Consider the following 23,362-nt stretch of genomic DNA (forward strand, 5'->3'; position numbering starts at 1 on the left):
CGGCGAGGAAATGCATCCACTTCCTCATTTCCGTCAGTGCCACCGACGTCAGGGCAAGGTGACCTCGATCAGCGTGCGGATGTCGATCGCGTCGTGCTGCGAGGAGTCGTTGCCCGCGCCGCCGTCGAGCGTGTCCGCCTTGTTGTCCCTGGCGAAGAACGTGTCGTCCCCGGCGTCCCCGAACAGGGTGTCCGCGCCGGCCTTGCCGGTGAGGGTGTCGTTGCCACCACCGCCATAGAACCAGTCGTCGATGCCGCCGCCGGTCAGGGCGTCGGCGAAGCTCGTGCCGATCACCTTCTCGACGTCGGCCCGGACGTAGTCGCCCTCAGCCCCGCTGTTGGCGCCGTCGTTGGCCAACGCGTCCTTCGTGACACTGACCCCCGCCGTACGGCCCAAGTAGGTGACCGTGTCGAACCCGTCGTCGCCGAAGTAGGAGTCGGCGCCGTTGGCGGCAGTCGTCTCGATGAACTGGTCGTCACCTGGACCACCACGGACGATGTCGTCGCCCCCACGCCCGTCCAACTTGTCGTTGCCGCCGTTGCCGAGCAGCGTGTTGGCCGCCGCGGCGCCGGTGAGTACGTCGTCACCATTGCTACCAGCCAATGACTCGACGTTCGCGCGGATCTGATCCCCCTCGCCCGCTGCTCCGTCGTCGAAGAGGGCATTGATGCTCGCGCTGATGCCCGACGTACGACCCAGGTAGCTCACCGTGTCGACTCCCCCGCCACCGTCGATCACGTCGGAGCCGTTGCCGAAGCCGTTGCCGCCCTGGAGGAATGTGTCGTCGCCCCCGCGGCCGTACTCGTCGTCGTCCCCCTGCCCGCCGTCGATCGTGTCCGCGAAGTCCTGTCCCGTCTCGTCGCCGTAGACGGCATCGTCGCCATCGCCCCCACGCACGGTGTCGTTGTCGGCCCCACCACGGACTTCGTCATTGCCGTTGTTGCCGTTGACCGAGTCGACGCCGGCGTCCCCTCGGAGGGTGTCCGCGCCACCACGCCCCAGGATCACGTCGTTGCCCCCGGACCCATCGATCCGGTTCGCCGCGCCGTCCCCGCTCAGCGCGTCGTTGCCCGAGCCGCCGACGATCCCCGACGAGCGGATGTCGTCGAGCTCGCCCGTCGCTCCGTCGTCGCGAGGCGCATCCGCTGCAACATCGAGGCTCACGTTGACCGGTGCCGACCGCAGTGCGTAGGACGCGATCCCGTTGCCGGCGACCGTGTCCCTGCCGTCAGCCCCTGCGCTCGCGCGGAAGGTCCCACCGTTCGACAGCGTCACCAGATCGTTGCCGAGGTGGGGCTCGACGACACAGGAGGAGCACGTCGCTGCGAGCTCGTCGGCGAAAAGTGTGCCGATGAGCTCGCTGAACGACGCGTGCTCGATGACCCCGCCCGGCGTCACGACCGACCCGAACAAGCCGGTCACGTCACCCTCGACCGCACCCGGGAGCGTGCTCAGGTCGAGCGTGTTGAACCCGGTCCCGCCGGACACCGTTCGCGGGCCGGAAGTGCCGATCACCAGGTCGTCCCCTGCCCCCGCATCGGCCTCCTCGATCCCGGCCAGGTCGATACGGTCGTTCCCTCCGGAGGCGTTCACCGCCTGCAGTCCGAAGTAGTTGTCGAACTCTGTGCCTCCGCGCAGGCCGTCGTCAGCGATCCCGTTGTCGCTCACCTGCATCGCCTGCTCGTCCGACAATGCTTGGAACGTGGCATCACCCCCGCCGTCGATCGTGTCGACGGCGCCATCGGGTTCCGCTCCGATCACGTCTTCTCCACCACCCGAGCCGACCTCATCGGCCCCGTCACCTGGGTAGACCAGGTCAGACTCGATGCCGCCGAGGAAGCTGTCGTTGTCGTCGCCGAGCACATAGAGGCCGGAAGTACTCGTCGCCGTGACGAAGTCCGCACCCGCGCCGGCCTCGACACGCACCCCGTCCAGCGTCGGGTCATCGACGATGAACGTGTCGTCGCCGCCGCCCGTTGTGAGGTAAAGGGTGGCCAGACCGGCGTAGCTGATCGCGGGGTCGTCGCCACCGTTGATGCTCAGCCCGTCGACGTCAGTGTCGAGGAGGAGCGGATCGGTGGCTGCGACCAGTTGCACGTCGAGGACCGAGAGACTGGCCAACGCGTCCAAATCGACATTGATGGGCTGTTCGGCCACGTTGGTCCAGGGCCTACCCATCTTCAGGGTCACGACCTGCGGGTAGATGCTGGCGGCGACCACTACTTCGGTCAGGTTGCTGAAGGCTCCGGAAGCACATGCCACCTGCTCACCGTTGGACTTCGCCACCAGCGCGTCGCTCGCCGAGACGTACGTGAGTTCGACGATGAAGCTGCCGTCCGGGAACGAGACGGTCAGCACCCCGCTGTCAACCGAGCAGCTCGGGGGCGACGCGCCGGCCGGGCCAGCGCCCCACCAGAGCAAGGCGGTGCTCGCGACCAGGGCGAGTGCTGCGACGGGAGGAAGGCGACGGGACATGAGGACCTCCGGGGAGACGACGGACCTGTCCCTCCCGAGCGGGTGCATCGAGGCTAAGCGGAAGAACTACCGGGCGGATACGCCCGAACGGACGATTATCCGATCCAACCCGCCCGCGGGATCGACCTCTTCGTCTCGCAGGTCTTGGCCTGGTCGTGGCCGCCCCCGCCGACGCAGCGGTCGTCGTCGGGGCCGCCGATCAGCACATCGGCGAGAGGCCCGCCGTCCAGGTCGTCCTCGCCGTCCTGCCCCACGAGCCGGTCGCTGCCGTCCTCTCCGGAGAGGTAGTCGCGGCCGCCGCCTCCGGAGATGGTGTCGTCACCATCGTCACCCGCGAGGTTGTCGCTGCCACCGTTTCCCTCGATCACGTCGTTGCGGGCACCGCCGCTGATGAGGTCGTAGTCGGCACCGCCCTTCAGGTCGTCAGGCCCTGGCCCACCGAAGATCTTGTCCTCGCCGCCACCGCTGTCCACGATGTCGGCACCCTCGCCCCCCGAGATGATGTCGTCGCCACCGCCGCCGCAGATGATGTCCTCACCACCGAAGGCGAAGATCTCGTCCGCCGCGTCGGTTCCCTGGATCACGTCGTCATCCCCGGTGGCGCGCGCACCCGGATACCAGAGGATGGTGACGAGCTCTCCGTTGCACTCACCGCCCCCGCCTCCGGCGTGCGCCCCTTCCGGGACAGCACCGAGGCCGGCGACGGTCAGGGCGAGCACGCCGCCGACCGCCAGGAGCAGCTTCTTCGACATGCGCGCCAGCATGCGCCTCACCTCGGCGCCGCGCTGGACTTCGCCCGAATCCCTTTACGAAGTGACGCTGACGACCTGCCCGGCCTGGTCGAAGTGGATCGTCACCATCACCCGCGGAGACTCGGCGGTCTTGGCGCACACGCCGTACTCCGTGCCGAGCCGCTCGTAGGGCTGGCCGACCCGGCGCATGACCTGAGTCGTGGTGAGGCCCGGCGTGATCAGGCTCTGGACCTGGGCGACCGTCTTGCGGAGACCGGGGTTGCGGCAGGAGTCGGGCTTGATGCCGTCGGCCCGCTCCCACATCTGCAGGTAGGCCTCCGTGCCGCGCGCCATGTCGTCCTCGATGGCCGCACCGTCGCCGGCGTGCTCGGCATCGGCGACCAGGCCGAGGTCCTGGACCCAGTCGGGGTAGAGGCCGTACTGCGCCACACCGTCGACGTTGATGTCGTAGATCCGCTCACCGGCGTGCTGCTGACCGATCTCGACACCGTTGATGCCCGTGAACGGGTAGGTGACCGGGTTGGGCACGTCCGCACCGCGCGGGTCACCCTGCGCACCGAGGCCGTTGATGTCGGCACCGAAGCCGATGCCCCAGTAGTAGCGCGGGTCCGCCCACTCCAGGTGGCGGCGCCACTTCTGGACGAAGCCGGTGGAGTCGCCGGCGTACGGCGTGATGAAACCGCCGGCGCGGTAGATCCGCGGGTAGGTGTCGGGCGTCGACCACGAGTGGCTCGAGAGGACGCCGGGATACTGCAGCTCCTCGATGAGGTCCATCGAGGACTGCCGCGCCTTCACGCTCATGTGGTCGGGGTCGAAGATCATGTTGTTCGCGGCGAGCTCCCGGATGAGGTGCTTGCCTAGGTCGGTCAGGCCGCGCTTGTTGCAGTGCGCCGGCGGCGGGTAGACCGGGAGCGCCGGCAGCGTGAGCGCACCGCCGAAGAGCTCGACGATCGCGCCGAAGATCGCGTCCTGCTCGGGCAGGGTCGGGAGCACGGTCTGGTTGTTGTCGTGGCTCTCGCCGTCAGCCGGCTCGCAGTGCTCCATCTGCCAGAAGGACCTGGTCTCGAGGAAGTTGGCCGTGTTGACGAGGATGCCGATCTCACCGGAGTCACCGGCCACGCCCGACAGCGCGTTGTCGAACTTGTTGACCAGCTCCATCTGGCGCACGCCCAGCGCCTTCATCTCGGCGAGATTGGCGTCGATCTCCTGCTCGTCGCAAGCGGGACGATCCTTGCCCGTGAGGGTCTCCTTGAAGGTGCAGCCGAAGGGGATGCTGGTCTCGATGCCCATGACCACGGCCATCTTCCCGGCGTTGATCACGCGGCGCGCCTCGTAGGGCGTCTTCACGATCCGGTAGAAGCCCAGACCGGGGCCACCGAACTGCGCGTCGATGTAGTCCTGCATCTCGTACATGTCGGCCGCCTGCAGGCGGATCGACTTCATGTCGTCGCACGAGTTGTGCTTGATCGGGTAGAGCTGGCAGAGCTTGTTGTTCTCGACCAGGAGGTTGACGAAGAGCCGCTGCCCGCCGCGCCACGCCCGCTCGAGCCAGCGGTAGTAGGTGCCCTCGTGGGTCAGCGACTCCGGGGCCGGCCAGTCCTTGAAGGTCGGCCAGCCGACCGGGTCGTGCGAGGTCTCACCGGAGAGGAAGTCCTCCATGATCGCGCCGTAGCCCTGGGTCAGCGAGTGGTCCTTGCAGTCGACCAGCGCATACGGGGCGCCGTACTCGTCCCACGGCTTGCCGCAGTGGACGTTGCCGCCGAGGAACTCGAAGGCCATGCCGTGGGTGTGGGCGTCGACGTAGCCGCGGACCTCCTGGTAGGAGGTCGTGCCGCCGTGCGGGTCGCCCTCGACGTCGATCTGGGACTCGGGGTAGGCCGAGCAGGCGTCCGCCGCGACCTCGAGCCGGTACGGCGTCGCGACGGCCTTGCCGACCAGGCTGGTGCCGGACACGGCCAGTGCCTGGTTGGCGCCGAGGGTCCGGAACCGGAAGGTGCCGTCGCTCTCGCGGGTGACGGTCCAGTCCGCGTCCTTGCTCGGCTTCGCCGCGATGGAGACCTTGCCGCGCTTGCTCGCCAGCTCGCCGTCAGCCGTGTGGACGAGGTAGCCGCCGAGCCGGGTGGCCTTGAAGTAGAACCCGGCCGCCTGGGCTGCCGGCACGCTGGCGACGCTGACCTTGGTGCCGTTGCGCACGACGTAGGCACCCGACGGAGCCTGGATCGTGTAGCAACCGCCCGCCATGGCGTAGCGCGTCTCCGGCACCGCCGTGCGCGTCGGGTAGGCCGGCACGGTGACCAGCTGCGGGTCGGGCAGCGCCCGCTCGCTCTCGACATAGGCCACGGAGGCCTGACGCTCTACCGCCGTCGTCGGGTCCTGGGTGCCTTCCTCGAATCCGGCACGGGAGACCAGGTTCTTGGTGCGGGGGTCACTGTGGCTGTGGGGCGGCGCGCCCGGCGGGTCGACGTGCGGCAGTCCGCGGGCGCCCTTGTCGAGCTCGGAGGCCGCGGCGAGCGTGAGCCCGCCGTTGCCGTCGTCGCCCGGCACCGAGATCGCCGTCGCGACCACCGCCGCAGCGGCCACGGCCGCCAACCCGATCCGCACTGATTGCTTGCGCTCCACAGCGTCCCCAAAGTGTCTCGACCGACGGTCCGCGTGACCGCCGTCTCATCGTCAACGACGAAACGCCTCTGGGGCAACGCTTATCAGGTCATTTGTCCTGGATTTTCTCGAACTGCCCTCCGGAAGGAGAAAACGACGGAGGCCGCCCCCTTGCGGGGACGGCCTCCGGTGAAACTGGTGGAACTACGTCAGCGGATCGCCTTCTTGACCTGTGCCCGGGCGACGCCGAGGTCGATGACCGCGCCGGTGCCGTCGAGCAGCGTGATCTGCAGAGCGATCACCTCGATGCCACCGCGGACCATCGTCGTGACGCCCTCCTGGATCTTCACCACGCCGGGGATCTCGATCGTGCCGAGTGGCGGCAGCGACTGAGGCTCGCCGTTGACGGTGATCGTCAACGTCTTGGTGCCCCGGGTATTGCGGACCAGCTTGCCCGGCGTGCGCTTCACGTTGGCGCGAGCCTGGATGCCGTCGATCTCGATGGCGCCCGCAGCGAGCGAGACGTGAGCGATCGAGGCCTGGGTCCACGCCTTGGCGCGGCGGCGGCCCCACTGGACGCCGTAGACCTGGGCGGTCGCAGCACCGACGTCGAGGACGGCGGGGATGTTGAGGCCCACGGTGCGGGTCTGCTTCACGACGCCGTCGGTGCCCTCACAGGGGAGGTCCTTGGACGGGGTGCGGCCGATCGTGATGAGCGAGTTGTCGCCCGTGTTGAGGACCTTGCCCTTGAGGCCGGCTGCGTAGCCGCTCATGATCGAGTTGACGACCTCGTCGGTCATGCGAGCACGCGAGAGCGCGATCTTGACGCGGGTGTTGGTCGGGAGGATCTCAATCAGCAGAGCCTGGGCCCGCGCGAAGATCGAGTGCTCCTTCTTGACCTCCTTGGTCTCACCGAGCGTGATTCGGAGCAGGCCCGGGATCTCGATCGGGGTGCCCAGCGTCGGGACCGCGATGACGAGCGGGTCCTGACCCGGCAGGGTCAGCACGATGCCGGCCACCTGGGTGTCGACCTCGGAGTGGAATCCGTCAGCGTCGTGCCACACCTTGGCGGACGAGCTGACGGCGCCGAGCGAGAGGCTGCCGAGGGCGGTCTCCAGCAGCGTGATGCCCGCGAGCTTGTGCTCGGAGACCGCCGAGACGACCTTGCCCTTCTTGATGGTCGCGACCTTGGTGGTCAGCGCGTCGATGTTGCCGAGGCCCGGGAGAGCGACCTGAGCGACACCGTTGGACCGGTTGAGACCGGCGAGCGTGGTGCAGGTGATGTGCGCAAACCCCGTGGCGCCGGAAGCGAGCGGGATGTCACCACCCTTGATCGCAGTGCCGTAGCCCATCGCGTGGAGACCGAAGTTGGTCGGGCGCGGTGCGGCGGCTGCTTTGGTCGGTACGACGGGCGCGGCGTGTGCCGCCCCGCCTGGGAGCAGGATCACGCTGCTGACCATGGCCACCAGCGCTCCCCGAAGAGCAAGTCGTCGCATGGGTGATAGCTCCTTAGACAAATGAATCCCGGCGGGCATCCCTCACAGACCGCCGGTCGTAATTGGATCCTATCGGCTGGTCTAGTCTCGTGGTGCTCATATCGATAACGGTGGTCGGCGAGTTTGGGCACGCCCTCCAGGCATGATGTGCCAGTGTTTCGCCGAATTCGGACAGAACGCGCCGCAGCCGCCCTGCTGGCCCTCGCCCTGAGCGGTTGCGGAATTTTCGCTGTCGACTCCGGAAAAGCCCCCGCGGCCCCGCCGCCGAGCGGTTCCGCGACCCCTGCCGACCCCGGCACGGACGTGCCCGACGACCTCGACGAGGCGGAGAGCGAAACTCGCGAGGACTCCGTCTACCCCCTCGCCGGCGACCCGTCGGTCGACGCCCTCCACTACGACCTCTCGCTCGCGTGGACTCCGGACTCCGACACGCTGGTCGCGACCGAACGGCTCACCTTCCGCTCCACAGCCGACGCCGACCACTTCCAGCTCGACTTCGACGACGCCCTGACGATCGACTCGTTGACGGTCGACGGCAAGGACGCTTCCTTCGACCGGTCCGACAAGGACCTCGTGATCAACCACGCCGTCAAGGCCGACGACGAATACACCCTCGTGCTCGCCTACCAGGGGACGCCCGAGCCCTACCCCGCCCCGACGGAACGCTCCGACTTCACCCTGGGCGAGGGCTGGCACATCACCGACGAGCACCAGGTGTGGACGATCCAGGAGCCTTACGGCGCGTTCACCTGGTACGCCGCCAACGACCAGCCCGCCGACAAGGCGTTCTACGACTTCACGCTGACCGTGCCCGCCCCCTGGACCGGCATCGCCAACGGCAAGCTGACCGACACAACCGACTCCGACGGTCTCCGCACCACGACCTGGCACCTCGACGAGCCGGCGTCGTCGTACCTCGTGACGGTGGCGTTCGGCGACTACACGCCCGCCCACCTGGAGTCGGCCAGCGGCGTCCCGGTGACGATCTGGGGGCCGACGGACGACCCGGAGGCGAGCGGCGACACCGGCTACGCCGGCGAGGCGATCGACTGGCTCGAGAACTACCTCGGCCCCTACCCGTTCGACACCTTCGGGATCCTCCTCTACGACGGCGACAGCGGCATGGAGACCCAGACGATGGTGACGCTCGGCGCGACGCCGTACGCCACCTCGCGCGCCGTCGTCGTCCACGAGCTCACGCACCACTGGTACGGCGACACCGTCACCCCCACCGACTGGCGCGACCTCTGGATGAACGAGGGCATGGCGATGTATCTCCAGGGCATGTGGGAGGCCGAGGACGAGGGCATCTCCATCGACGAGAAGATGGACTCCTGGGCGGGCTACGAGGCGGAATCTCGCGAGTACTCCGGCCCTCCGGGCGACTACGACCCGCAGAAGTTCGGCGACGGCAACGTCTACTACGGCCCCGCGCTCATGTGGAACGAGCTGCGCCGCAAGGTCGGTGACGACGTGTTCTTCGCGCTGATCAGGGACTGGCCGCAGGAGCACGCGAGCCAGAGCGCCGACCGCGAGGAGTACCTCTCCTGGATCGAGGACCGCACCGGTCTCGAGCTGACCTCGTTCTTCGACGACTGGTTGCTCGGAGAGACCACTCCGCCCCGAACCAGTGGTGGATAACTAGAACGCGTTCTACACTCACCGGATGCGCGTGCTCCCCGCCGCGCGACTGGTCGCTGCGGCGACCGTGATCGCGCTCCTGACTGCTGCCAACTCCCCCGCGGAGGCGGACGACCCGGCAGTGCCGAGCCTGCCACCGATCCCGGCGGTCCCCGGCCTGCCGATCCCGTCGCTGCCGACGGACCTGTTGGTGCCGAAGTTCATCGGGGCGCCGGCTCTGAAGAAGCCGTTGGCCGCACCGGTGGTGCCGCAGAACCCGTACCTCGCGCCCAACGGCACGAGCAGCATGCACAACGACGCCTACAGCACCGACGCCTACGCCGTCAGCGGTCCGCTCGGGCGCCAGCTCACGCTCCGCTCGCGCAGCTACGGCGTGCGCGAGTGCGCGACCATCGCCTTCGACTCACAGCACCGGATCCTCGGGCTGTGCGGCGGTCTCGAGGGCTTCACCATGATGGTCATCGACCCGGTCAGCCTCAACGTCATCGACGAGCTGCGGATCTCCGAGCGCGACCTGACCAGCGGAGCCAACCCGCTCACCGACATCTGCGGCGGCACCTACTTCTTCCTCGACGCGCACGACCACGCGTTCGCGACGACGACCGACTCCGGCATCGCCGAGGTGTCGGTCGCCGCCGACGGCACGCTGACCCGTGTCAACGACTGGCCGATGGCGTCCTACCTGCCCGAGGGTGACTGCCTGGTCGCCACCGGCGTCGGCTGGGACGGGCGGCTCTGGTGGTTCAGCCAGCAGGGCGTGATCGGCACCCTCGACCGCTCGTCCGGCGACGTGCACGTCACGCGCCTGCCCGAGGGCGAGGGCATCTTCAACTCGGTCTCCAGCGACGAGACCGGCGGCATGTACCTCGTCACCACCCACGCGACCTACCGCATGGACGCCACCACCGCGGGCGAGCCCGAGGTCACCTGGCGGATCCCCTACGACCGGGGTACGGCGACCAAGCCGGGCCAGCTCTCCCAGGGCTCCGGCACCTCACCGACGCTCATCGGCAAGCGCTGGATCGGCATCGCCGACAACGCCGAGCCACGCAGCAACGTGATCGTCTACGACCGCCGCAAGGGCGTCACCAACCGCTTCCACTGCTCGGTGCCCGTGCTCGCCGACGGCGCGAGCGCCACGGAGAACAGCCTGGTGGCAGCGGGCAACTCGCTGATCATCGAGAACAACTACGGCTACGCCGGCGTGCAGTCGACCCTCCTCGGCAAGTCCACGACGCCCGGCATGGCTCGCGTGATGATCACCGCCAACGGTTGCCACGTGGGGTGGACCAACAACGAGGTCATCGCCCCGACCTCGGTCGCCAAGGCCTCCCTGGGCAACGGACTCGTCTACGCCTACACGAAGCCGGTCCGCAAGGACCTCATCGACGCCTGGTACATCAGCGCGATCGACATCCGGACCGGCAAGATCCGTTGGAGCCGCCTGACTGGCACCGGCATCCAGTGGAACAACCACTACGCAGCGATCTACCTCGGCCCCGACGGGTCCTTGTACGTCGCGACCGTCGCCGGCCTCATGCGCCTCGCCGACGGAGGCTAGGCACGTGCGGGCGTCTCGATACGTCCTCGCCTAGCGGCTCGGCCTACTCGACGAACGGGGCTCGTCGAGTAGGCGTCGCGAGGAACGAGCGACGGCGTATCGAGACGCGGTGACGCTCAGAACAACATTGCCGTCGCGGGGTCGGAGATGATCCCGGCCACGTCGGCGAGGAACTGCGAGCCCGTCGCTCCGTCGATGTGACGGTGGTCGAAGGACAGCGCGAGCGTGGTGACCTGGCGAGGCACGACCTGGTCGCCGACCACCCACGGCATGGGCTTGATCGCGCCCATGCAGAGGATCGCCGACTCGCCGGGGTTGATGATCGGCGTGCCGACGTCGATGCCGAAGACACCGACGTTGGTGATCGTGAAGGTGCCGCCGGCCATGTCGGCGGGCTGGGTGCGTCCTTCGCGAGCCGTCGCGGTCAGACCCTCGAGCGCCTGGGCGAGCTCGACCAGGCTGAGGTCCTGCGCGTCCTTCACGTTGGGAACGACCAGGCCGCGGGGCGTCGCGGCGGCGATGCCGAGGTTGACGTAGTGCTTGACCACGACCTCCCCGGCCGCCTCGTCCCAGTAGGAGTTGATCATCGGCGTACGACGCATCGCGAGGATCGCCGCCCGCGCGTAGACCAGCAGCGGCGACACCTTGAGCCCGCGGAACTCGCGGCGCTCCTTGAGCTTCGCGACCAGCTCGACAGTCGCCGTCGCGTCGATCGTCACCCACTCGGTGACGTGGGGCGCCGTGAAGGCCGACTGCGACATCGCGGTCGCCATCATCTTGCGGACGCCCTTGATGGGCTCGCGGGTCTCCCGCTCCGTAGCACCGGTGGTTGAGGTGCGAGCGTCAGCGAGCCTCGAAACCTCCGGGGCGGCGCCGACAGCGGCCTCGACGTCGGCGCGGCTGACCGTGCCCCCGGGACCCGTGGCCGGGAGCGAGCGCAGGTCGACGCCGAGGTCCTTGGCGAGCTTGCGCACCGGCGGCTTCGCCAGCACGCGCACATCACCGGCAGGCGCGTCGACCACCGGCGCCGGTGCCGGCACGTCGTCGGTGGGCTCGCCCGCTGCTCGCGCCTGGATCTCGGCGTCACCGAAGACCGACGAGACGAGCTGCTTGACCTTGCTGTGCTGGTCGGTGGCGTTCTGGTTGAAGACGTCGTGGACGTCGGCGAGCGCGGTGCGCACGCCAGCGGCCTCGGCGAGCGGCCGACGAGCGCGGCGGGTCGCGCCACGGTCGGCCTTGACCCGACCGACCAGCGACTCGCCCTCGCCACCACCGCTGGCGGCGGGGTTGGACAGGTCGATCTCCATGGGGGCGTCTGACCCGCCACCGGCGGGCACCTCCGACGGCTCGCCGATCGCGATGATCGGGGTGCCGACGGGCACGGTCTCGCCCTCGGCGACGAGGATCGCGGTCACCGCGCCGGCATAGGGCGTCGGCAGCTCGACCAGGGACTTGGCGGTCTCGATCTCGACGACCACGTCGTTGATGGCGACGACGTCGCCGACCTTGACCTTCCAGGTCACGATCTCGGCCTCGGTGAGACCTTCGCCGACGTCGGGAAGCAGGTATTCAGGCACGGTCAGAACTCCAGGCTGCGGTCGACGGCATCGAGCACTCGGTCAAGGTCGGGGAGCCAGTCCTCCTCGAGGCGGGACGCCGGGTAGGGCGTGTCGAAACCGCCCACCCGCAGCACCGGCGCCTCGAGCGAGTAGAAGCACTCCTCGGTGATCCGCGCGGAGAGCTCGGCGCCGAGGCCGAGGTTCACGTGCGCCTCGTGTACGACGACCGCCCGCCCGGTGCGCCGTACGGAGTCGAAGACCGGCCCCATGTCGAGCGGCGACAGGGTGCGCAGGTCGATGACCTCGAGCGACTTGCCCTCGCCGGCAGCGGCCTCGGCCGCCTTCATCGCGGTCTTCACCGTCGGCCCGTAGGCGAGCAGGGTGGCGTCGCTGCCGTGGCGGACCAGCTGCGAGCTGAAGAGCGGCACCGGGGTGGCGCTCTCGTCGAGCTCGGCCTTCTCCGCGTGATACTGCCGCTTCGGCTCGAGGAAGATCACCGGGTCGTCGTGGGCGATGGCCTGCTGGATCATCCAGTAGCCGTCGACCGGGTTGGAGCAGGTGACGACCTTGAGACCGGGCGTGTGGGCGAACTGCGCCTCGGGCGACTCGGAGTGGTGCTCGACGGCACCGATGCCACCGCCGAAGGGGATCCGGATGACCATCGGCATCTTGATGCGGCCCTGGCTGCGGAAGTGCAGCTTGGCGACCTGGCAGACGATCTGGTCGTAGGCGGGGTAGACGAAGCCGTCGAACTGGATCTCGACGACCGGGCGGTAGCCCCGCATCGCCATGCCGACTGCGGTGCCGACGATGCCGGACTCGGCCAGTGGCGAGTCGATGACCCGGTCCTCACCGAAGTCCTTCTGCAGTCCGTCGGTGATGCGGAAGACCCCTCCGAGGGTGCCGACGTCCTCGCCCATGAGCAGGACCTTGTCGTCGGCCTCCATCGCCTTGCGCAGACCCATGTTGAGGCCCTTGGCGAGCGTCACCTTCGTCATCAGTGCACCGCCCCTTCGAACGACTCGAGATAGGCCGTGAAGCCGTCGCGCTGGGCGGCCAACTCGGGCGTGATCTCGCTGTAGACACGGTCGAAGATGTCGAGCGGCTTGGGGTCGGGCATCGCCTTGGTGCCCTCGCGCAGCGTGTGGCCGATGGCGTCGGCCTCGGCGGCGATGTCGGCGAAGAAGTCGTCGCCGGCGTAGCCGTTGCGCTTGAGGTAGACCTCCAGCCGCGCGATCGGGTCCTTGAGCTTCCAGCTCTCCACGTCGGTGCTGAGCCGGTAGCGGGTCGGGTCGTCGGTCGTGGTGTGCGCGCCCATCCGGTAGGTGTAGGCCTCGATGAACGTCGGCCCCTGGCCGTCGCGGGCGCGCTGCAGCGCGGCCTGCGTGACCGCGTAGGTGGCCAGCACGTCGTTGCCGTCGACGCGGACGCCGGGGAAGCCGAAGCCGAGAGCGCGCTGGTAGAGCGGGATCCGGCTCTGCCGCTCGATCGGCTCGGAGATCGCCCACTGGTTGTTCTGGCAGAAGAAGACGACCGGGGCGTTGTAGGACGCGGCGAAGATGAACGACTCGTTGACGTCGCCCTGGCTGCTCGCGCCATCACCGAAGTGGGCCAGGACGCAGGCGTCGCGCTCGGGGTCGCCGGTGCCGACGACGCCGTCACGCTGCATGCCCATGGCGTAGCCGACCGCGTGCAGCGTCTGCGCGCCGATGACGATCGTGTAGAGGTTGAAGTTGTGGTCCTTGGGGTTCCACCCGCCGTGGTCCACACCTCGGAAGAGGCTGATCAGGTGAAGCGGGTCGACGCCGCGACACCACGCGACGCCGTGCTCGCGGTAGGTCGGGAAGACGTAGTCGTTGGGCCGGATGGCGCGGCCCGCGCCGATCTGCGCGGCCTCCTGGCCGAGCAGCTGGGCCCAGATGCCCAGCTCGCCGTGCCGTTGGAGGGCGGTCGCCTCGACGTCGACCCGACGAACCAGCGCCATGTCGCGGTAGAACCCGCGGAGCTGCTCGGCGGAGAAGTCCATGTCGAACTCGGGGTGGTGGACCCGCTCCCCTTCGGGAGTCAGGAGCTGGATCAGCTCAGGGCCGCCGTCTTCGTGCTTCGGTCCGAATACTTCGACGAGATCGGGTCCGAAGCCACTGTCATGAGGGGTCACAGCACATCCTTCGTCTCGCCGGACTGCGGGGTCTCCGCTGTCCGGTGGCCGGTGTTTTCCGAGCAAAGGCCACGGGGTGGTGCGGCCATGTGATCGGGGCCACAAGCGTAGCGGCGCAAACGCTAGCCGCGCGCATCCAGGCGGTCCATTCAGCTAGGACTTCCGATATTCGGGGGTCCGACAGTCGGATTTCCTAGTGAATTTCGCCGAGGTCCTCGTGCGCCTCGTGCGAGGCCGGCTCGACCTGGAAGGTCGTGTGGCGCACCCCGAAGTGGGTGGCGACGCACTCGTCGAGCGCGTCGAGGATCGCGCCGACACCGCGTTGCTCGAGCGCCTCGTCGGTGACGGTGACGTGCGCCGAGAGGCTGGTCATCCCGCTCGTGATCGTCCAGGCGTGCAGGTCGTGGACGCCGAGGACGCCCGGCGCGTGCGAGAGGTGGTGCACGACGAGGTCGAGGTCGAGGTCGGCCGGCGCCATCTCGAGCAGCACCCGACCCGAGTCGCGGATGAGCAGGGCGGCGCGCGGCAGGATCATGACCGCGATCAGCAAGGACGCGACGGGGTCGGCCCAGTGCCATCCGGCGACCCAGATGGCGATGCCCGCTGCGATCGCGAGGGCCGAGCCGAGCAGGTCGGCCATGACCTCGTTGAGCGCACCGCGCAGGTTGAGCGAGGAGGAGTCGCCGCGCGAGAGCACGAGGAAGGACACCAGGTTGGCGACCAGGCCGACCGCGGCGAACCCGACGAGGGCCGCACCATCGACCTCAGGTGCGTCGGACAACCGCCCGATCCCCGACCAGGCGAGGTAGCCGCAGACCCCGAGGAGCACCACCGCATTGACGAGGGCGGCGACGACCTCGACCCGGTGGTAGCCGAAGGTCGACCGCGCGCCACCGGGTCGGGAGGCGACGTAGGAGGCACCCAGGGCGAGGACGACGGCGCCGGCGTCGGTCGCCATGTGACCCGCGTCGGCGAGCAGCGCCAGCGAGCCGGTGATCCACGCCCCGACCACCTCGACCACGAGGATCGAGCCGGTGACGGCGAGGACCCACCGCAGCCGCGCGCGGTCGGACGCCCGCGACGCGGCATGCCCGTGCCCGTGTCCGTGCCCGACTCCCATGGCGAGAGCCTAGGGCTGAAAACGAGGGCGGNNCCCCGGCCGGGGACCCGCCGCCTCTCGGTCAGCTCAGCTCAGGTCAGGACTCGACCAGTTGGAAGCCGTTGACCAGCCACGTGGTGTTGTCGTCGGTCGGCACGAGGATCCAGGTGCCGTCGTACTGCGTGCCGGTGGTGTCGCTCGAGTCGGTCACCGTCGTCGTGATGGTGACCGAGCCGTCGCCGTTGTCGACCGGTGCCGAGAAGGTGTCGTAGATGGCGGTCGACATGTCCTGGTCGCCGCCGGCCTTCTTGCAGCCCTTCTGGTCGCCGTAGGCCGACGCGAACCACTCCGGGGTCGAGAGACCCTCGACCGCGAGGCAGTTGCTCTCGAGGACGGAGTTCAGGTAGGCCGCGGCCGTGATCGACGGGTCCTCGGTCGGGAAGCCGGTGTCGGTCGAGGCCGAGGTGGTGATCTCCGTCGGCGGGGTCGTGACCTCGGTCGGCGTGGTGAGCTCGGTCGACGCCTCGGTCGGAAGCGTGCTGGTGATGGTGACCCGCTTCTTCGGCGAGTCGCTGTCGTCGTCACCGCCCAGCACCACCACGAGCACCACAGCGACGATGATGATGAGCGCCACCACAGCGCCGACGATGCCGAGGATCAGCCCGATCCGCTTGCCACCGCCGCCGGTGGGCGGAGCCGGGAACCCACCACCCGGGGGCGGCGGGAACCCACCACCGGGAGGCAGCGGAGCGCCGTACGGCGGCGTCGCCGGCGGCGCGCCATAAGGCTGCTGCGGCGGGGCGCCGTAGGGCTGCTGGGGCGGGGGCTGCTGCGGGGGGACGCCACCGGGCGCGACCTGCGTCGGGGGGAGGTCTCCGGGCTGGCCGGGGCCGGGGTACTGGTTACTCACGTGAAGGAGGGTAAAGGCCGTTCACCCCCGTTGGAGGGCATTTCCCACCGAACGGCTCTCAGGCGTACGACGCCCGCGACCGCCCGGGCAGGAGCGAGACGACGATCAGCCCGGCGCCCACCACGAGGCCGACGAGGACGGCACCGAAGGCCTCACCGTGGAGCGTGTCGAGCACGGTCTCGATCACCAACCGCGCCAGGTCCTGTTTCTCGGGCTCGACCTGGTCGACGATCGCGTCGGTGAGCGGTCCGAGCCCCAGCAGCACCAGCACGCCCCCGACGGCGACCCCGATCGCCGCCGCAGCGGCCGTGCGTAGCCGCCCGCGCCACCCGGTGCCCGCCAGCACCGCCACGAGCACGAGCCCTGCCCAGAGCAAGGGCACCCACAGCGCCAGCGCGTCGAGCAGCTGGTAGAGCCCGCGCCCCCGCTCCAGGTCGGACTCACGGATCACCGGCATCGGCACCGGCGTCTTCGGAAGCGCGTCGGCGGAGATCGGCAGGCGGAGGTCCTTGATGACGTCAGCGAGCACGTCGTCGAGGAGCGGGCGCAGGTCGACGACGACCCAGCCGTCGGTGTCGACCACGCCCTTCTCGTCGTGCACGATCGCCAGGAACTCGCGATGCGTGTGGGCGTTGGCCTTGCGCCAGAACTCGGGGAAGCTGTCGCTCTCCACGACCTGCTTGGCGGAGGTCCGCACCATGTCGCCGAACATGTCCGGCAGCCCGATCGGCAGGTTGCCCGTGAGGGTCGCGACCGCCGCGTTGGCGACCTCGTCGGCCAGCCGGCTGCGCAGCTCCGCGTTGTCCGCGAGCGGCGCGACCGTGTCGACGTAGGAGTCGGTGTTGTCGATCCGCAGCGACAGCCACGACGCACCGATGCCGAGCGGCACCAGCAGCGTCGCGAGGACGACCGCGAACGCGGCCAGCGCGTGACGAGACATCAGAGTGACGACAGTCCTGGGGAAACCGGGTGGGAGCTCACTCGGTGACGGTCTCCTTGACCTTCCAGTCGCCGTCTTCCTTGACGAGCTTCACCGTCGTGACTTCGTCGCCCTCGGTGTCGTCCTCGTTGAAGACCTCCCGGAACTTGTCCTCGTCGTCGCCGCCGTAGTCCCAACGGATGGTGACCTTGACGGTCGCCTTGTCGCCGTCCTCCTTGGCGTCGCCGGCATCGATCTCGATGTCGGTGTCGTCGATGACCTCGTCGAGCTCGTCGTACTCGTCCTCGTACTCCTTCTCGGCATCCTCGGACTTGTCCGCGTAGTCACCGCAGTCGTCAGCATCCGCGGAGTCCAGGAGGTCCTTCTGGGCGCTCTTCACGCTGAGGTCGCACAAGGTCTCGTAGTCGCGGTCGAGCTGCGCCTGCAGGTAGTCGCTGGCGACGTCCGACGGACCGCCGCCGAGCACGACCTTGAAGAGCACCACGACGAGGATCACGACGAGCAGGAGCGCGCCGAGACCGCCTCCGATGATCGCGATCAGCTTGCCGTTGCCGCCGCTCTTGGCCGCGCCGGGGTGCTGGCCGAAGGCCAGCTGGCCGACCGGCTGCCCGTAGGGCTGGCCGACGGGCTGGCCGTAGGGCTGACCGACGGGGGCGCCGTAGCCCTGCTGGGGCGCGGCAGGTGCTGCGGGCGCGACCGGCTGCTGCGGGTAGTTGGACGCCGTGTTGGGGGCGACCATCGTCGGCATGTCACCGGCCGGCGCCGCAGGAGCGGCGGGCGCGGCAGGTGCGGCGGGCGCAGCCGGCGCGGCCGGCGGCTGGGTGTGCTCGGTCCACTGCGTGCCGTCCCACCAGCGCTGACCGCCCTGGCCGTCGGGATACCACCCGGGAGGGACAGAGGGCTGGTTCGGGTCCGACATCACACGCTCCTGAGGCTTCGGGTGGCAACGCCGGGAATCATGACATGCCCGAGCGTGCGCCCGACTGCGGGAACGACGGGCGTGGGATCAGTCGATGAGGCTGATGAGCAGCACCAGGCCGGCGAAGCCGAGCAACGCGAAGGCCGTCAGGAAGCCCATCAACAGGCCGATCGTGCGCTTCTTGTTGGGCGGCGGGGGCGGCAAGCCGGGCCGGGCGGCGTAGCCGACCGGAGCCGGACCTCCGACCGGGGCGCCGGCCTGGAGGTAAGCCGGTGGCTGTGCGACCCCGGGCTGCGGGGCGGCCGGGTAGCCCTGGGGCGGCGCAGGCGGGTAGGCGGGAGGCGGTGCCGGCGGGTAGCCCTGCTGGGGCTGGCCCGGCGGGGGCGGTGCACCGTAAGGCGGCTGGCTCATGTCATCACCCTAGGTTCGGGTCACGGCGAATAGGTGAAGAACTCCGAGAAGTCGGAGAAGTAGTCGGACAGGTAGGACTCCAGGTCCGACGGATCGGTCGGGAAGTCGGTGGGGAAGTCCGTCGGGAAGTCCGTGGGGAAGTCGGTCGGGAAGTCCGTGAAGTCGGTCGGGATGTCCGTCGGGACGTCGGTCGGGTCGTCCGTCGGGGTGTCCGTCGGCGCGTCCGACGTCTCCACGTCGGGCTCCTCGAGCTCGTCGACCTTCCACTCGTCGTCCTCGACGACCATGTCGAGCGTCAAGGTGTAGGGGACGCCGCTGTCGTCGCCGGCGAAGGTCACGTCGACCGGAACCGAGGCGGTCTTCGCGTCCTCGTCGATCTCGGAGTCCTGCACCACGAACGTGAAGTCGGCCGGCATGTCCTCGACCTCACAGCCGCCCTCCTCGTCGAGCAGGCGCTGCGTGGCGAGGCCCTCGAGCACCTCGCAGTCGTTGGCCAGCACGCCGTTCATGAAGGCCGTCGCGACGACCTGCGGCGTCTTCTCGGGCAGCGAGCTGTCACGCCCGCGGTCGCTGCTGTCGTTGTCGCTGCTGCTGTCATCGCGGAGGAAGACCGCCCACGACCCGACCGCGAGGATCGCGACGAGCACGACGGCACCCACGACAGCGAGCAGGACGAGCAGGCCCTTGTTGGTGCCGCCGGACGGCGGGACGTAGCCCGTACCACCCGGGTCGCCCGGCCCACCGGGACCACCGGGGCCAGCGGGGAAGCTCGGCTGGGGCACGGCTCCGTAGGCCGCACCGGGAGGCGCGGCCGGCGGGGGGCTCGAGGGCGGCGGACCCGCTGGCCAGCCCTGCTGCTCGAGCTGACGGGTCGGCTCCGGCTGGTTGGGCTGCACGAAGGTCGGCTCGGCGCCGACGCCACCGGTGCCCGGCTGCACGTGGTCGGTCCAGGCGGCGCCGTCGTACCAGCGCATCTGACCGTTCTGGTCGGGGTACCAGCCGGGCTGGACGGGGCTATCTGGCACCGGAACTCCTGGGACGTGATCAAACCGGGGGCGGGACGGGGACAACGGTAGTCATCCCCCACTCCGCGGTCGATCATTCATGAGGGTGGTTCGAGACTCCCCAGCAGGTGCAGCAAACGGTCGGTCGCCTCGGCTTCGCCGACGCTGACCCGCACGCCCTCGCCGGCGAACGGCCGCAGGGCGAGCCCGACGTCGCCCGCCGCGGCCGCCAGCTCGGCTGCGCGATCACCCACGCCGAGCCAGACGAAGTTGCCCTGCGGCTCGGGGACCCACCACCCGGCGGCGGTGATGCCGGCGACCATCCGCGCGCGCTCCGCGACCAGGCCGTCGACCCGCGCGAGGAGCTCGTCCTCGGCCGCGAGCGAGGCCACCGCCGCGGCTTGCGCGACCGACGACACCCCGAAGGGCAACGCGACCGCACGGAGCGCGCCCGCGATCTCGGGCGCGGCGACGGCGTAGCCGACCCGCAGGCCCGCCAGGCCGTAGGCCTTGGAGAAGGTCCTCAGCAGTACGACGTTGGCGTGGTCGCGCACGAGCGCCAGGCCGTCGACCGGGTCGGCCATGCGGACGAACTCGAGGTAGGCCTCGTCGACGACGACCACGACATGGGCCGGCACTGCGGCGACGAAGGTCGCGACCTCGGCGTGGGTGAGGGCAGGGCCGGTCGGGTTGTTGGGGGTGCAGACCAAGACCACCTTGGTGCGCTCGGTGATCGCCGCTGCCATCGCGTCGAGGTCGTGACGACCGTCCGCGGTCACGGGGACCTTGACCCCCGCTGCACCCGCAGCGGTGACGGCGATCGGGTAGGCCTCGAAGGACCGCCACGCGTGGACGACCTCGTCGCCGGGACCGCAGTAGGCACTCAGCAGGTGGTAGATGAGCGCGACCGAGCCGGTGCCCGCGGCGAGCTGGTCGACCTGCACGCCGAGCTTGGCGGCGAGGGCGTCGTAGAGCAGCGCGCATCCCATGTCGGGGTAGCGGTTCATGCTGGCCACGGCCTGCTCGGCAGCGGCGAGGACACCCGGAAGCGGTGGGTAGGGGTTCTCGTTGGACGAGAGCTTGTAGGAGGTCAGCCCCGGTCGTGCCGGCGGCGGCTTCCCCGGAACGTACGGCGGGATCTCGCGCACGTGCGGCAGCGGCTCGACCATCTCTCGACCCTACGCGGCCGGGAACTCCTGCGACGGCGGCGCGATCACCCGGCCGCCGGGCACGGCATCGAGCTCACGACCGAGCGTGATGTCGAGCGGGTTGGTCAGGCACCGGATCGAGCCGCCACCGAGGTGGAACTCGGTGACGTCGACGAGCACGATCTCGAAACCCCAGGCCTCGAGCTGCTCGCGGACGCGCGGCGGGCAGGCCGGCATCAGGATCGTCGAACCGACGACGACCGAGTTGGCGCACAGGGTGCCGATCGCCTCCTCCTCGCTGATTACCAGCGGCTCGGGCACGAGCGCGAGCAGTGCGTCGGCCGAGGCCGGGTCGAGTGCCTCGGGGCAGACGATCGCGCGGCGCTCGTCGAGCGGGCAGAAGGCGAGGTCGAGGTGATACATCCCCGGGTGGGTGATCCGCAGGCCGCGGACCTGCACGCCGAGGTCGGTCGCCAGGTGCTTGAGGGCCAGCTCGTCGGTACGGGGCCCGACGCCGACGAGCAGCTCACCCCCGAACGGGAAGGCGTCGCCGGCCTCGAAGTGGGCGCCGACGCCCTCGCGTCCGACGTACGACGTCGCGAAGCCCTGGCTCTCGAACCACTGCCGTGCGCTGGGCGTCTCGTTGCGGCGCTGCGGGAAGCGCATGTGCGACATGACGACGGTGCGCCGTGCGCCCTCCCACTCGGGGCGCTGCAGGGCGAAGCCGAGGTTCATGGCGTAGACCATGTCGGGGCTGTCGGCGCGGCCCGGGATGACGTCGACCGTCGCGCCGGCCGCACGAAGGGCCTCGACGAGGCTCTGCCACTGGGCGAGGACGCGCTCGGGGTCGGGCTGGACGGCCGGGTCCATGAAGGGGTTGATCGCGTAGTCGATCCGGAACTGCGACGGCTCCACCATCGCGTAGTGACGACCCCAGCTCAGCACCGTGCCGCTCCCTTCAGCAGTCATGGAATTGTCAGACAATCTGACAATGAGATGAGCATACAGGCTGCGCCGCGATGCGGGAGAATGCCGGCATGCCCGCCACCCAGCAGCGCTTCGACTCGCTGAGCGTCGAGCACGCCTCGACGGTCGAACGCGTGACCGCCGAGCTGCGCCGGGCCGTCTTCGAGGGCGAGCTGGAGAGCGGCACCCCACTGCGCGAGCTGGCGCTCGCCGAGTCGCTGAGCGTGTCGCGTCCGACCGTGCGCGAGGCGCTGCGGGCCCTGGTCGCCGAGGGGCTCGCAACGCGCGAACCCAACCGCGGCGTCACCGTGGCCACGCCGCGCGCCGACTCCGTGCGCGACGTCTGCGCCGCACGCTGGGTGCTCGAGGGCGCCGGGGTCGAGGCATGGACCACCGCGACCGACGACGCCCGCAAGCGGGTGCGTCAGACGCTCGAGGCCTACACGACAGCAGTGCGCAGCGGGCGGGCCTCCTACGAGGAGCTCAACGAGCGTCACCTCGCCTTCCACGTCTCCCTCGTCGAGCTGACCGGAAGTCCACGCCTGGTGCAGATGGCCGAAAGCCTGATGGACGAGCTCAAGCTGGCCCTGGCCCAGGTCGACCGGGTCCGCCGCAACGCCCACGACCAGGCCGAGTCCCACGAACCCTTGGTGCGGCTGCTGGAGGACGACGACATCGACGGCGCCCACGAGTTCCTGCGGCGCCACATCGACGACGCGGCCGAGGAGATCGTCGAAGCACTGGCGTTGACCTGACGCCTGCCAAACTGGCGGCATGTTCGAGTTCCTCGCCCGGTGGGCCGTCACCAGCATCGCTCTCGCGGCCGCAGCGCAGGTCATGGACGGGATCCGGTTCAACGGACCCACCCACGGTCAGGCCGAGATCGAGCACAAGCTCCTGCCGCTGCTCGGCGTCGCGCTGATCCTGGCTCTGGTCACCGCGTTGGTGAAGCCGGTGCTGATCTTCTTGTCGTTCCCGATCATCTTGCTGACGCTCGGGCTGTTCCTGCTCGCGGTCAACGCGATCCTGCTGCTGATCACCGACTGGTTCGCCGACCTGTTCGACGTGGGCTTCCACGTCAACGGCTTCTGGCCCGCGGTCGGCGGCGCGATCATCATCAGCGTGACCACCTGGGTCCTCGACGCGCTGGTCGGCGTCGAGGAGGACAAGTGAGCACTGCGGTCCCACCGCCCCACTCCCCGGGCCGCTACCGCGTGGCACTCGTCTGCCTCGGCAACATCTGCCGCTCCCCCATGGCCGACGTGGTCCTCAGCGAACGAGTCGCCGCCGCCGGCCTCGACGACCGCGTCGAGGTGGTCAGCTCCGGCACCGGCGACTGGCACGTGGGCGACCCGATGGACCGGCGCGCGGCCGCCCTCCTGACGCGCGAGGGCTACGACGCCTCGGCGCACCGCGCCCAGCAGGTGCAGCGGTCCTGGCTCGACGACTGCGACCTCCTGCTGGCGATGGACCGGGCCAACCTGCGCGACCTGCGCGCCCTCGGCGCCAAGGCCGGCAGCGTGGTCGATCCCGAACGGGTCCGCCTCTTCCGCGACTTCGACCCACTGGAGCCGGGCACCGAGGTGCCCGACCCCTACTACGGCGGCGATGCCGGCTTCCGTGACGTGCTCGCGATGGTCGAGCGCACATCCGACGCGCTCATCGACGCGCTCGTTCGCGTCGTCTGACGGCGTCCTGAAGCAATTGTGACCTGGATGACACGCC

General features: G+C 69.5%; 20 protein-coding genes. 5 read left to right on the forward strand and 15 right to left on the reverse strand.

Features of this window, described 5'->3' with window-relative positions; translation table 11 throughout:
• Nucleotides 1–48: 48 nt before the first annotated feature.
• The 4 genes from F0U44_RS05230 to F0U44_RS05245 all read right to left on the reverse strand — a co-directional run bounded on the left by F0U44_RS05230 (nt 49) and on the right by F0U44_RS05245 (nt 7,321).
• Nucleotides 49–2,475 (reverse strand): calcium-binding protein, encoded by a 2,427-nt coding sequence (locus F0U44_RS05230; protein WP_149727139.1) that lies wholly within the window; start codon nt 2,473–2,475, stop codon nt 49–51.
• Between the two features lie 95 nt (nt 2,476–2,570).
• A complete protein-coding gene (locus tag F0U44_RS05235) occupies nt 2,571–3,239 on the reverse strand; it encodes a calcium-binding protein (RefSeq protein ID WP_149727140.1) in 669 nt (222 codons plus the stop codon).
• Between the two features lie 42 nt (nt 3,240–3,281).
• Nucleotides 3,282–5,846, reverse strand: a complete 2,565-nt coding sequence (locus F0U44_RS05240) for a hypothetical protein (RefSeq protein WP_149727141.1) — start codon at nt 5,844–5,846, stop codon at nt 3,282–3,284.
• A gap of 188 nt (nt 5,847–6,034) precedes the next feature.
• The gene (locus F0U44_RS05245; protein WP_149727142.1) at nt 6,035–7,321 is read right to left on the reverse strand and encodes a choice-of-anchor P family protein; all 1,287 of its coding nucleotides are present in this window, start codon (nt 7,319–7,321) and stop codon (nt 6,035–6,037) included.
• A gap of 153 nt (nt 7,322–7,474) precedes the next feature.
• On the opposite strand from F0U44_RS05245, the gene F0U44_RS05250 reads away from it, so the two are divergent.
• Both F0U44_RS05250 and F0U44_RS05255 read left to right on the forward strand, forming a co-directional pair.
• Nucleotides 7,475–8,962, forward strand: coding sequence for a M1 family metallopeptidase (locus F0U44_RS05250; protein WP_188113330.1), 1,488 nt, complete (start codon nt 7,475–7,477; stop codon nt 8,960–8,962).
• Between the two features lie 25 nt (nt 8,963–8,987).
• A complete protein-coding gene (locus F0U44_RS05255; RefSeq protein WP_149727144.1) occupies nt 8,988–10,523 on the forward strand; it encodes a hypothetical protein in 1,536 nt (511 codons plus the stop codon).
• Nucleotides 10,524–10,639: 116 nt separating this feature from the next.
• Here F0U44_RS05255 and F0U44_RS05260 read toward each other — a convergent pair whose 3' ends face one another.
• From F0U44_RS05260 to F0U44_RS05310, 11 genes are all read right to left on the reverse strand, one after another.
• A complete protein-coding gene (locus F0U44_RS05260; protein ID WP_223163577.1) occupies nt 10,640–12,100 on the reverse strand; it encodes a dihydrolipoamide acetyltransferase family protein in 1,461 nt (486 codons plus the stop codon).
• Between the two features lie 2 nt (nt 12,101–12,102).
• Nucleotides 12,103–13,080, reverse strand: coding sequence for an alpha-ketoacid dehydrogenase subunit beta (locus F0U44_RS05265; protein WP_149727146.1), 978 nt, complete (start codon nt 13,078–13,080; stop codon nt 12,103–12,105).
• Nucleotides 13,080–14,240: a pyruvate dehydrogenase (acetyl-transferring) E1 component subunit alpha gene (gene pdhA / locus F0U44_RS05270; protein WP_149727147.1), complete on the reverse strand. Its 1,161-nt coding sequence runs from the start codon at nt 14,238–14,240 to the stop codon at nt 13,080–13,082. Before pdhA ends, F0U44_RS05265 begins: the two co-directional genes overlap by 1 nt.
• 193 nt (nt 14,241–14,433) lie before the next feature.
• Nucleotides 14,434–15,360, reverse strand: coding sequence for a cation diffusion facilitator family transporter (locus F0U44_RS05275; RefSeq protein ID WP_149727148.1), 927 nt, complete (start codon nt 15,358–15,360; stop codon nt 14,434–14,436).
• A 76-nt stretch (nt 15,361–15,436) separates the two neighbouring features.
• Complete coding sequence (locus tag F0U44_RS05280) at nt 15,437–16,249, reverse strand: hypothetical protein (protein WP_149727149.1); 813 nt, start codon at nt 16,247–16,249, stop codon at nt 15,437–15,439.
• 58 nt (nt 16,250–16,307) lie between these two features.
• Nucleotides 16,308–17,189, reverse strand: coding sequence for a hypothetical protein (locus F0U44_RS05285; protein ID WP_149727150.1), 882 nt, complete (start codon nt 17,187–17,189; stop codon nt 16,308–16,310).
• A 37-nt stretch (nt 17,190–17,226) separates the two neighbouring features.
• Complete coding sequence (locus tag F0U44_RS05290) at nt 17,227–18,108, reverse strand: DUF2510 domain-containing protein (RefSeq protein ID WP_149727151.1); 882 nt, start codon at nt 18,106–18,108, stop codon at nt 17,227–17,229.
• 87 nt (nt 18,109–18,195) lie between these two features.
• Nucleotides 18,196–18,519 (reverse strand): hypothetical protein, encoded by a 324-nt coding sequence (locus F0U44_RS05295; RefSeq protein WP_149727152.1) that lies wholly within the window; start codon nt 18,517–18,519, stop codon nt 18,196–18,198.
• Between the two features lie 20 nt (nt 18,520–18,539).
• Entirely contained in the window at nt 18,540–19,544 is a 1,005-nt protein-coding gene (locus F0U44_RS05300; RefSeq protein WP_188113331.1) for a DUF2510 domain-containing protein, read from the reverse strand.
• Between the two features lie 77 nt (nt 19,545–19,621).
• Complete coding sequence (gene hisC / locus F0U44_RS05305; protein WP_149727154.1) at nt 19,622–20,692, reverse strand: histidinol-phosphate transaminase; 1,071 nt, start codon at nt 20,690–20,692, stop codon at nt 19,622–19,624.
• A gap of 9 nt (nt 20,693–20,701) precedes the next feature.
• On the reverse strand, nt 20,702–21,640 hold the full coding sequence (locus tag F0U44_RS05310) for a dimethylarginine dimethylaminohydrolase family protein (RefSeq protein WP_149727155.1): 939 nt from the start codon (nt 21,638–21,640) through the stop codon (nt 20,702–20,704).
• Nucleotides 21,641–21,708: 68 nt separating this feature from the next.
• Between F0U44_RS05310 and F0U44_RS05315 the strand changes: the two genes are divergently transcribed.
• The 3 genes from F0U44_RS05315 to F0U44_RS05325 are packed head-to-tail and all read left to right on the forward strand — an operon-like array spanning nt 21,709 to nt 23,325.
• Nucleotides 21,709–22,392, forward strand: coding sequence for a GntR family transcriptional regulator (locus F0U44_RS05315; RefSeq protein WP_149727156.1), 684 nt, complete (start codon nt 21,709–21,711; stop codon nt 22,390–22,392).
• A gap of 19 nt (nt 22,393–22,411) precedes the next feature.
• Complete coding sequence (locus tag F0U44_RS05320) at nt 22,412–22,810, forward strand: phage holin family protein (RefSeq protein ID WP_149727157.1); 399 nt, start codon at nt 22,412–22,414, stop codon at nt 22,808–22,810.
• Nucleotides 22,807–23,325, forward strand: coding sequence for a low molecular weight protein-tyrosine-phosphatase (locus F0U44_RS05325; protein WP_246160311.1), 519 nt, complete (start codon nt 22,807–22,809; stop codon nt 23,323–23,325). The genes F0U44_RS05320 and F0U44_RS05325 overlap by 4 nt, the downstream gene beginning before the upstream one ends.
• Nucleotides 23,326–23,362 lie beyond the last annotated feature (37 nt).

It is taken from the genome of Nocardioides humilatus (assembly GCF_008373755.1).
GTDB lineage: Bacteria > Actinomycetota > Actinomycetes > Propionibacteriales > Nocardioidaceae > Nocardioides > Nocardioides humilatus.

What these genes read in the sequence shown, in the direction of transcription:
- F0U44_RS05230 (WP_149727139.1), bottom strand. Translation starts at nt 2,475, where the DNA reads ATGTCCCGTCGCCTTCCTCCCGTCGCAGCACTCGCCCTGGTCGCGAGC.
- F0U44_RS05235 (WP_149727140.1), bottom strand. Translation starts at nt 3,239, where the DNA reads ATGCTGGCGCGCATGTCGAAGAAGCTGCTCCTGGCGGTCGGCGGCGTG.
- F0U44_RS05245 (WP_149727142.1), bottom strand. Translation starts at nt 7,321, where the DNA reads ATGCGACGACTTGCTCTTCGGGGAGCGCTGGTGGCCATGGTCAGCAGC.
- F0U44_RS05255 (WP_149727144.1), top strand. Translation starts at nt 8,988, where the DNA reads ATGCGCGTGCTCCCCGCCGCGCGACTGGTCGCTGCGGCGACCGTGATC.
- F0U44_RS05265 (WP_149727146.1), bottom strand. Translation starts at nt 13,080, where the DNA reads ATGACGAAGGTGACGCTCGCCAAGGGCCTCAACATGGGTCTGCGCAAG.
- F0U44_RS05275 (WP_149727148.1), bottom strand. Translation starts at nt 15,360, where the DNA reads ATGGGAGTCGGGCACGGACACGGGCACGGGCATGCCGCGTCGCGGGCG.
- F0U44_RS05285 (WP_149727150.1), bottom strand. Translation starts at nt 17,189, where the DNA reads ATGTCTCGTCACGCGCTGGCCGCGTTCGCGGTCGTCCTCGCGACGCTG.
- F0U44_RS05290 (WP_149727151.1), bottom strand. Translation starts at nt 18,108, where the DNA reads ATGTCGGACCCGAACCAGCCCTCTGTCCCTCCCGGGTGGTATCCCGAC.
- F0U44_RS05295 (WP_149727152.1), bottom strand. Translation starts at nt 18,519, where the DNA reads ATGAGCCAGCCGCCTTACGGTGCACCGCCCCCGCCGGGCCAGCCCCAG.
- hisC (WP_149727154.1), bottom strand. Translation starts at nt 20,692, where the DNA reads ATGGTCGAGCCGCTGCCGCACGTGCGCGAGATCCCGCCGTACGTTCCG.
- F0U44_RS05310 (WP_149727155.1), bottom strand. Translation starts at nt 21,640, where the DNA reads ATGACTGCTGAAGGGAGCGGCACGGTGCTGAGCTGGGGTCGTCACTAC.
- F0U44_RS05315 (WP_149727156.1), top strand. Translation starts at nt 21,709, where the DNA reads ATGCCCGCCACCCAGCAGCGCTTCGACTCGCTGAGCGTCGAGCACGCC.
- F0U44_RS05320 (WP_149727157.1), top strand. Translation starts at nt 22,412, where the DNA reads ATGTTCGAGTTCCTCGCCCGGTGGGCCGTCACCAGCATCGCTCTCGCG.